Annotated in this window: 6 protein-coding genes; 2 read left to right on the forward strand and 4 right to left on the reverse strand. The window is 36.4% G+C overall.

Going from position 1 to position 9,493, the window contains the following annotated elements; all coding sequences use genetic code 11:
* On the forward strand, positions 1-218 hold a 218-nt coding region (locus J6V67_RS00855; RefSeq protein WP_291857331.1), incomplete at its 5' end, for a flagellin.
* 254 nt (positions 219-472) lie between these two features.
* Here the strand turns inward: J6V67_RS00855 and ilvD are convergent.
* Genes ilvD through J6V67_RS00875 form a run of 4 tightly spaced genes read right to left on the reverse strand, consistent with a single transcriptional unit; the run spans position 473 to position 6,541 of the window.
* Positions 473-2,146 (reverse strand): dihydroxy-acid dehydratase, encoded by a 1,674-nt coding sequence (ilvD, locus tag J6V67_RS00860; RefSeq protein ID WP_291857334.1) that lies wholly within the window; start codon positions 2,144-2,146, stop codon positions 473-475.
* A 9-nt stretch (positions 2,147-2,155) separates the two neighbouring features.
* Positions 2,156-3,331 carry a Na+/H+ antiporter NhaA gene (nhaA, locus tag J6V67_RS00865; protein ID WP_291857335.1) on the reverse strand — a complete coding sequence of 392 codons (1,176 nt, stop codon included), beginning with the start codon at positions 3,329-3,331 and terminating at the stop codon, positions 2,156-2,158.
* An 8-nt stretch (positions 3,332-3,339) separates the two neighbouring features.
* Entirely contained in the window at positions 3,340-4,914 is a 1,575-nt protein-coding gene (gene recJ / locus J6V67_RS00870) for a single-stranded-DNA-specific exonuclease RecJ (RefSeq protein ID WP_291857337.1), read from the reverse strand.
* Positions 4,904-6,541: a CTP synthase gene (locus tag J6V67_RS00875; protein ID WP_291857340.1), complete on the reverse strand. Its 1,638-nt coding sequence runs from the start codon at positions 6,539-6,541 to the stop codon at positions 4,904-4,906. Before J6V67_RS00875 ends, recJ begins: the two co-directional genes overlap by 11 nt.
* A 162-nt stretch (positions 6,542-6,703) precedes the next feature.
* Here J6V67_RS00875 and J6V67_RS00880 point away from each other — a divergent pair.
* A partial coding sequence (locus J6V67_RS00880; protein WP_291857342.1) for a S8 family serine peptidase occupies positions 6,704-9,493 on the forward strand: 2,790 nt, incomplete at its 3' end.

The following is a 9,493-nucleotide window of genomic DNA, read 5'->3' on the forward strand; positions in this document are numbered from 1 at the left end:
CTGATCTAGGTTCAGTACAAAACCAACTAGTAGCTACTATAAATAATATTACAGTTACTCAAGTAAATGTAAAATCAGCTGAATCTCAAATAAGAGATGTAGACTTTGCTAGTGAGAGTGCAAACTTCTCTAAATTTAACATACTAGCCCAATCTGGAAGCTACGCTATGAGCCAAGCCAACTCAGTACAACAAAATATATTAAGACTACTGCAGTAATTAAATTTAAATCTTTAATAGCTTAAATTACCAAGAGACTAGAAATCTAATCTCTTGGTTTAAATTTACTCGCAATGCTTAGCCATTGCGAGGTTTATACAATATATCAATCTTTTAAAATATTCATTTAAAATCTAAGTCATAAAAAGAATAGTTAAAGACTATTACTTTTAATAGATAAAGTAGTAATCCTGTGATAAATTATTGTTTTGAAGTATAAATACTCTGCTTTTAATAACAGAGTGAGGCGCTGATTACGCCTCTAAAATTGCTCCGTTGCTAGCGTTGGTTACTAGTTTTTGGTATTGTCTTAGCCATCTGCTATCTACTACCTTGCCAGCGTATTGCCATTTGGCTTTTCTTGCAGCTATCTCTTCATCGCTTAATCTTACATTTATACTATAGTTATCTACATCGATATCGATTATATCTCCATCTTCTAGTAGTCCTATCATACCGCCTTCAGCAGCCTCAGGGCTTACATGGCCGATACTTAGACCTCTAGTTGCACCGCTAAAGCGTCCATCAGTGATAAGTGCTACATCAGCGCCAAGTCCACGACCCATTATAAGGCTAGTTGGGCTTAGCATCTCTTGCATTCCTGGGCCGCCTTTAGGTCCTTCATAGCGTAGTACTACTACATCACCTTTGCCCACTTTACCACTGCTTATACCTTCTATGGCTTCATCTTGAGAGTTAAAGCATACTGCCTTACCGCTAAATTGTCTTGAGCCTACTATTCCAGCAGTTTTTATAACGCAGCCTTGCTCAGCTAAATTGCCAAATAAAATTGCTAAACCACCAACTTTTGAGTAAGCATTATCTACGGTTCTAATTACTTGAGTATCTTTTATATCTGCGTCTTTAATTCTTTCTAGGATGGTTTGACCCTCTATATTTAGGCTATCTAAATTTAGCAAGCTACTATCAAATTTAGCAATTTCATTAATAACTGCACTCAACCCACCAGCTCTACCGATATCTTCCATATGAACGGTTTGAAGACTAGGGGCGATTTTAGCAATATGCGGCACGCTACGGCTAATATCATTAAGCTTAGCTATATCTAGTGGAGCGCCGGCTTCACGGCTAATTGCTAGCATATGAAGAATAGTATTTGAACTACCGCCCATAGCCATATCTACTACCATTGCATTGTGAATGGATTTAGCGTTAATGATATTTCGAATTTTATAGCGTTCATCTAGGGCGATTTGACATATTCTACGAGCTGCGGCTCTTATTAGCTCTTCACGCTCTTTGGTTAGGGCTAAAATTGTGCCATTACCCTCAAGTGCTATACCCATTGCTTCACATAGAGTATTCATAGAATTTGCAGTAAACATTCCACTACAGCTACCGCCACTTGGACATGCGTTACACTCTATATGTTTTAACTCTTTTTCATCTATTTGATTTGTTTCAAATGCACCAACTGCTTCAAAGGCTGAGTTAAGATCTAGAGCCTCTCCATGAAGTCCTACACCAGCAGCCATTGGTCCGCCGCTTACAAATATAGTAGGCACATTAACTCTTAAAGCTCCCATTAGCATACCTGGGACGATTTTATCGCAGTTTGGCATACATACTAAAGCGTCTAAGCAGTGTGCATTCATCACAGTTTCAACTGAATTTGCTATGATTTCACGACTAGGAAGAGAATAAAGCATTCCACCATGTCCCATAGCAATTCCATCATCTACGCCAATACAGTTAAATTCAAACGGAACACAGCCGTTTTTACGAATTTCATCTTTTAAAATTTTAGAGTATTTATCAAGAAAAAAATGCCCTGGAATAATCTCTATAAAACTATTTGCTATCCCAATAAATGGCTTATCAAAATCCTCATCCCTAAGTCCTGTGGCTCTTAGTAGTGATCTGTGTGGCGTGCGTGTGTAGCCTTTTTTTATATTATCACTTTTCATTACATCTCCTTAATCTATATTATTTTTTGGTTTGCAAAGTAAAAATAGATATATATATCCAACTACTCCAGCTGTAAAACTAGCTAGTAATATTGCAAGCTTATCAGCGTGATAAAATACTGGGCTGTCATGATAAGCTAGTGCGCCAACAAATAAACTCATAGTAAAGCCAATACCGGTTAGAATACATACTCCATAGAATTGTAGCCAATTTGAACCTTCTGGAAGCTTAGCAAATCCAAGCTTGATAAAGATAAAGCTAAATAAAAATACGCCAAATTGCTTACCAAAAAATAGACCAAAGAAAATTCCCATACCTACTGAATTTATTAGCTGTTTAGGATCGACTCCGGCTAATCCTACCCCGGCATTTACAAATGCAAATACTGGCAAGATAAAATAGCTTGTAACGCCGTGAAGATCTTTTTCAAGCTCTTCTAGCATATTTTTACCCTCTTTATCAACCATCGGGATAAAAAATGCTGCTACAACTCCAGCGATGGTAGCATGAACGCCGCTTTTTAGTACGCTAAACCATAATATCATAGTTAGCACTAAAAAGACCGATTTTTTGCTAATTTTTAGGCGATTTAGAATAAATAGCACGATCAAACACGCAATTGCTACGCCAAAAGATAGAGGCGATAGCTCAGAAGTATAAAATAGCGCAATAATTACAATTGCACAAAGGTCATCAATAATAGCTAATGTTAGCAAGAAAATCTTAAGCGAGCTAGGCACTCTTTTGCCAAGTAGCATAAGCACGCCAAGAGCAAAAGCAATATCGGTTGCTGTTGGAATCGCCCAGCCTCTTATAGCAAAGTCATCGCTATGATTAAAACCCCAAAAAATCAGTGCCGGACAGATAACCCCGCCAAGTGCGCCAATGATTGGAAGTGCGATTTGGCTAGGATTTGATAGTTCGCCATCTACAATTTCACGTTTAAGCTCAAGCCCAACAACAAAGAAAAATATTGCCATAAGCCCATCATTGACCCATAAAATTAGCGGTTTAGCTAGAGTAAATTCTCTAAAACCAACACTAAATTCAGATCTTAAAATCTCTTGATAAAAGTGACTTAAAAAGCCATTTTGAAAAATCAGAGCTAAAATCGTAGCAATAATTAGCAAAACGCCACTAAAACTCTCATGTTTGACGAAGTTTTTGATAAAATTTAGACTCATTTTTACTCCTATCTTATGATCTCTTTTATTAGTAGTTGAGGGGTGATTAGCCCACGAAATGAATTTTTAGCAATTGTTACTAAGATATCGATGCTTTCACCACTTTTTGGTAAGTAGTCAAAGTTAAAAAATATCGCTTCTAGTGTTTTGCTATCTTTTTGTAAAATAATTTTTAGGTGAGATTCCTCCTTGCCAATTTTCTTAGCTGATTTTACCATTGCGCCTTTTAGCTCAAAAAGAGGGCGTGGATTTTTCTGTCCATACGGCTCAAAAAATTCCAAAATCTCTATTAACTCATAATCAATCGCTTCAGGGTTAATCTGTCCTAAAATCTCATCATTTGTGCTAAAATCATATAGTTCTTGCAAAAAGCAAGATTGATTTATTGCAGTTTTAAATTTGTTTAAATTAGCACTTTCTATCACTATTCCAGCAGCGCCTTTATGTCCACCATATCCACATAGCAAAGACTCTTGAGAGGCAATTAGCGAAAGAATATCAAATTTACCAACACTCCTAGCACTGCCTTTGGCTCTTTCTCCATCGATACTAAAGACAATTGCTGGCTTTTTATATTTTTTAGCCAAGCGACTTGCGACAATTCCGATAACTCCCTCGTGCCACTCATTACCCCATGTAACTATAATATCTTCATTTTCATCTATATCGTTTTGGCTAGATTCAAAAAGCGCTTTTTCTTGAGCTTTGCGTGAGGCATTGAATTCGCAAATTTTATCTAGATATCCATTGGCTTCTTTTAAATTTCTAGAGCGTAAAAACTCATATGATATGGTTGCATCATCTATTCTGCCTGCTGAGTTTATTAACGGAGCGATTAAAAAGCTAATATCATCAAATTCAAATTTTTCCTTATTATAGTAATTTTTTATCGCCTCAAAACAGGCTCTTTTGCTAGAGTTTATCCGTGCTAAACCTAAACGGACTAAAATCCTATTTAAATCTCTTAACTCCATCATATCTGCTATTATAGCTAGAGTTAAAAGATCAAGAAATTTAGCCATATCATAATTTCTTAGTTCGCATACCTCTTTTAGTGCGCCAATTAAATACCAAGCTACTTGAGCGCCGCAAATTTCGATATTTGGAAATGGGCAGTTAGCTTGCTTTGGATTGATTATAGCGTAAGCTTGTGGCAAAATAGGCGGTGGCATATGGTGATCTGTGATTATTAGATCGATTCCTTTTTGCTTGCAAATAAGTGCAGCTTCATTAGCGCTAATTCCATTATCTACAGTTATTATCAAGGTAGCGTGGTCTAACTCTTTTACGATATCTTCATTTAGGCCATATCCATCTTTAAATCTATTTGGAATTTTGATAATAAAATTAGCCGACATATCAGTTAAAAACTCAGCCATTATAGCTGTGCTTACGATTCCATCTACATAATAATCGCCTACGACTGCTATTAGCTCATCGTTTTGGATGGCTTCTTTGATTCTTTTGGCCGCCTTGAAAGTATCTTTTAACTCACAAGGCAGTGGAATTTCGGAGAGTTTAGTATGGATATCGTTACTAAAACGACTACTTAATAGCTCTTTGATTGCCTCTTTATCTAGCATTTTTATATTCTATTCCAGCTTTTATAAATCCTAGTATTGCAGGGTTTGGCTTGGTTAGTCTAGATGTAAATTCTGGATGAAACTGAACGCCTAAGAAAAATGGATGATCTTTGATCTCTACAGCTTCTATAAGTCCATCACTCTCACCGCTTACTATTAGGCCGGCTTTTTCAAATTCGGCTCTATATTTTGGATTTGCCTCATATCTGTGGCGGTGACGCTCTTTGATTTTAGTTGTATTATTATATACTTTTGCTAGTAATGAGCCTTTTAATACATTACACTCATATCCGCCAAGCCTCATTGTTCCACCAAGTGGGCTTGTGTGAGTTCTTAGCTGCTTATTTCCATTTGCATCGATAAAGCTGTCTATTAGATATATAATAGGATTTTTGCAATTTTCATCAAATTCGATCGAGTTTGCATCTTCTAGTTTTAGTACATTTTTAGCAAATTCTATCATGCTTAGTTGCATACCAAGACAAATACCTAGATATGGAATTTTATTCTCTCTTGCAAATTTGATCGCTTCTATCTTGCCACTTACACCACGAGAGCCAAACCCGCCAGCTACTAGTATAGCATCAGACTCCTTTAGCGTATCAGATACATTATTAGAATCTATTTTTTCACTATCGCACCATTTTATATTCACTCTAGTATCTAGATTTGCTCCAGCGTGAATAATGCTCTCAGTTAAGCTTTTATAGCTCTCTTTTAAATCTATATATTTGCCTACAAATGCAAGGTTAACCTCTGTGCTTGGAGCTATTACTCTTTTTACTAGATTATCCCAGTTTTGCATATTTGGCTTAGGATTTTTAAGATTTAGATTTTGAGTTATTGGTTCAAGGATATTTTGGTTTAAAAAGCTTAATGGTACTTGGTAAATACTTTGCATATCTGGGCTTTCTATTACCGCATTTCTTTCTATACCACAACTTGCTGCTATTTTGTCTTTTAGCTCTCTATTTAGAGGCATTTCAGTTCGGCAGATTATCATATCTGGGCTTATACCTATGCGTCTTAATTCACCTACGCTGTGCTGGGTTGGCTTGGTTTTTAGCTCGCCTGCTACCTTGATATATGGTACTAATGTCAAGTGGATAAACATCCCATTTGATTTGCCTACTTCACTTCTAAGCGCTCTAATAGCCTCTAAAAATGGAAGACCCTCGATATCGCCTACAGTTCCGCCTATTTCTACTATTAATATATCATTACCCTCGCCAGCTTTTTTAATACGATCTACTATATCGCCTACGATATGCGGGATAACCTGAATTGTCTTGCCCAGATAGTCACCACGACGCTCACGCTCGATTACTGAGCTATATACTTTACCGGTTGTAAAGTTATTATCTTGCGATAGATCCTCGTCTAAAAATCTCTCATAATGCCCTAAGTCTAGATCTGTCTCTGCGCCATCATCAGTAACAAACACCTCGCCATGCTCAAGCGGGCTCATAGTACCAGGATCTACATTTATATATGGATCTGCTTTTAGCATACTTACTTTATAGCCTACATTTTTAAGCAATGTAGCAATACTAGCTGCTGCAATACCCTTGCCTAAACTGCTTAAAACTCCACCTGTAACAAATATATATTTCGTCTCTTTACTCATAACTATTCCTTGATTAATTGGGCGATTATATCAAAATTATTTTTACTATCTGATTAAAAATTATAAACTAAATTTAATTTTTGCCAATTTTTAAAGCGTTTTATAATATAAATTTTTATATAATATAAGATTAATTAATATTATTAAGCAAGGATAAAGGATATGAAAAAGAGAGCGCCTATTTTATTATCGTTAGTTTTGCCAGTTTATCTGTTTGGGGTGAGTGATTTTGAATTGATCAATCATATTGATAAAAAGATGACTGGAGATGGTGTATATGTAGGCGTGATTGATAGTGCGATAAATAAAGATCATCCAAGTCTACAAGGACAAATTCAAGAGCAAATTTATTCTGAATATAGAGGCGCTCAATATACTCCAGATTTTTCTGTTGATACTCACGGTAGCCATATAGCAGGAATTATATTAGCCAAATCAAGTGATGGAATAAGCGGTATTGCAATAAATGCAAAGGCTTATGGGGTTCAGATTACTGGTCATAATACTTATGGTGAGAGTAGTCCTGAATTTAAATATCCAAATGTATATGATTATTTTAAAGATAAAAATATTGCTGCAATTAATAATAGTTGGAATACGACAGTTTATCCATTATCAGGCTTAAACTCTTTAACTAGTACATCAGATAGATTTCTAGATGATCCTTATACGGCGAGTACTTATTTGGAATTAATTCAGCGAAATCAAGTAGCCAAAGAATTAATTCAATTGGCTAAAGAAAAAAATATTTTAAGTGTTTTTGCTGCTGGAAATGAAGGAATTTTAAGTCCTGGAATGATGGCTCTAGCGCCATATTATGATGAAAAAGTTAGATCTATGTTAGTTATTGGGGCTTTAGATAGTGAGTATATCACTAAAAATAGTGATGGTAAATTTGAAATTAGCCTACTTGGGGCGACTTTGTATTCAAACGGCTTAAAAGGTGCGTATAACTTTGGTTTGGTTGCGCCTGGTACAGATATTACAAATGTAAATGCTGCTTATAATACCGTTGATCCGCTTGGCAAAGTTGATAAAAATAAATATAGAACATCAAGTGGAACATCTCAAGCTACTCCGATGGTAACTGCAGCGGCTGCTTTGGTGGCTCAAAAATTTCCATTTATGAACGGCAAACAGATTGCTGATGTTTTGCTTTCTACAGCAAATAGAGATTATGTAGCCCCGCAAATAGTAGTGAAAGAAACAAATACTGGCGGTGTATATAAAAAGAAATATACTATTTTTTATATTGATAGAGATATCCCAACTAAGCCAGATGGAAGTATTGATTATGATCAAGTTGATGCTGATTTGATGGCTTTGGATTACTGGGATTTTTACGATGATGTATTATTAAGTACTATACCAACAATTGGCAGTGATTATGCTGGAGTTCAAAAAATCACAAAAAAAGAGCTATTTGGTCAGGGGATTTTAGATATCGATAAGGCTTTAAATGGTATCGGGATTTTGGACGCAAATAGATTGAGCGATAGCGATGTTAAAAATATAGAAGGCGAACAAACTGCAGTTTATTACTCTTTAAATTTAGGTACTCATAATGCTGAATTTAGTAACGATATAAGCCAAAGAAAATGGGAGGCTGATACTCACAATCCTTTGGCTTATAATTTACCTACGCAACTAGATGGCTTAAATGTTGGTTTATTTAAAACTGGTAGCGGGATTTTAACCTTAAGCGGAACAAACACCTACGAGGGCGCTACGGTTATTGATGGGGGTGAATTAAATTTAAAAAGAGTTAGTGACAAAGGTGGTGAAATCGCTGGTAATGTCTATGTAAATAATGGCTCAACTCTAAGTGGTAATGGTATAATCAAAAAAGATTTAACCAACAATAATTCAACCGTCCGCCCAGGCAATGCTGACCTAACAGATCTAACAGTTGATGGCACTTATACTCAAAAAGGCACAAATTCAAAACTTATCCTAGATTTTGGCAATGATAAAAACTCAAAACTAGTTGCCGAAAATTACAGCATAGTAGATGGTAAATTAGAATATAATCCATTAGAACAATATTTTACTATTGATAAAGAGGTAAAAATTGAGTTAGGTAAACTAACTGATCATATAAGTAAATTTGATGAAGTATTAGTTGCTAGTAATAACAGTATTAAATTTAATGTAAAATTAGACACCGATAAAACTACAATCAACAAAGATCCAAATAAAACGCCAATCCAGCCAAACACCGGCGAGCAAGATAACGGCACTAATCCACCAGCTCCAACCATAGGAGAGGCTAGCATAGGTAGCGGAACTACTAGCGGTGGTAGCTTGGGTGATGGATCAGATATCAGTAATGGAGGCGCAAGTAGCGGAGACAATAGTAACCCAAATGGTGGAGATAATGGAAATTTAGCAGGAAATAGTAGCGGAGGTGCTAGTCAAGGTGGCAATAGTGGCGCTAATTTAAATGGTGGCAATGGTGCTGGAGCTGACCTAGGTAGCAATCAAGACAGCCAAGGCGGTTCAAATTTAACCCCTAATAATACTGGCGCAAATAACGGACAAAGCGGCCAAAACGGCGCTGAAAGCTTAAATAGCCCGGCCACAGGAAGCACAAATCCAAATCCTAGTAGCGGAGGTTCAAGCGGTTTAAGCTCAAGTACTAACTCACAAACTAACCCAAGCACTAGCAACACTCAAAATACCCCAAGCTCTAGTACTCAAAACTCACAAACTAGCGGAAATGTTCAAGGTAATACAGGGGGCAATCAGCCAACCCAGCCAAACCAAGATAATACTCAAGGCTCAAATCCTAGCAACACACCAGCTACAAACCAAAACAATAGCGGCTCAAATGTAGATACAAATTCACAAACACCAAGCCAAAATGGCAACACTCAAGGCAACAAAAAACCAAACAACAACAGCACTATAATCGTAACCCCAGTTGTACGATCAGGTGCTTATGCTTCAAAC

The organism is Campylobacter sp., from assembly GCF_017646085.1.
Lineage (GTDB): Bacteria > Campylobacterota > Campylobacteria > Campylobacterales > Campylobacteraceae > Campylobacter.

Coding starts and splice junctions, on each gene's coding strand:
- ilvD (WP_291857334.1), bottom strand. CDS start 2,146: ATGAAAAGTGATAATATAAAAAAAGGCTACACACGCACGCCACACAGA.
- nhaA (WP_291857335.1), bottom strand. CDS start 3,331: ATGAGTCTAAATTTTATCAAAAACTTCGTCAAACATGAGAGTTTTAGT.
- recJ (WP_291857337.1), bottom strand. CDS start 4,914: ATGCTAGATAAAGAGGCAATCAAAGAGCTATTAAGTAGTCGTTTTAGT.
- J6V67_RS00875 (WP_291857340.1), bottom strand. CDS start 6,541: ATGAGTAAAGAGACGAAATATATATTTGTTACAGGTGGAGTTTTAAGC.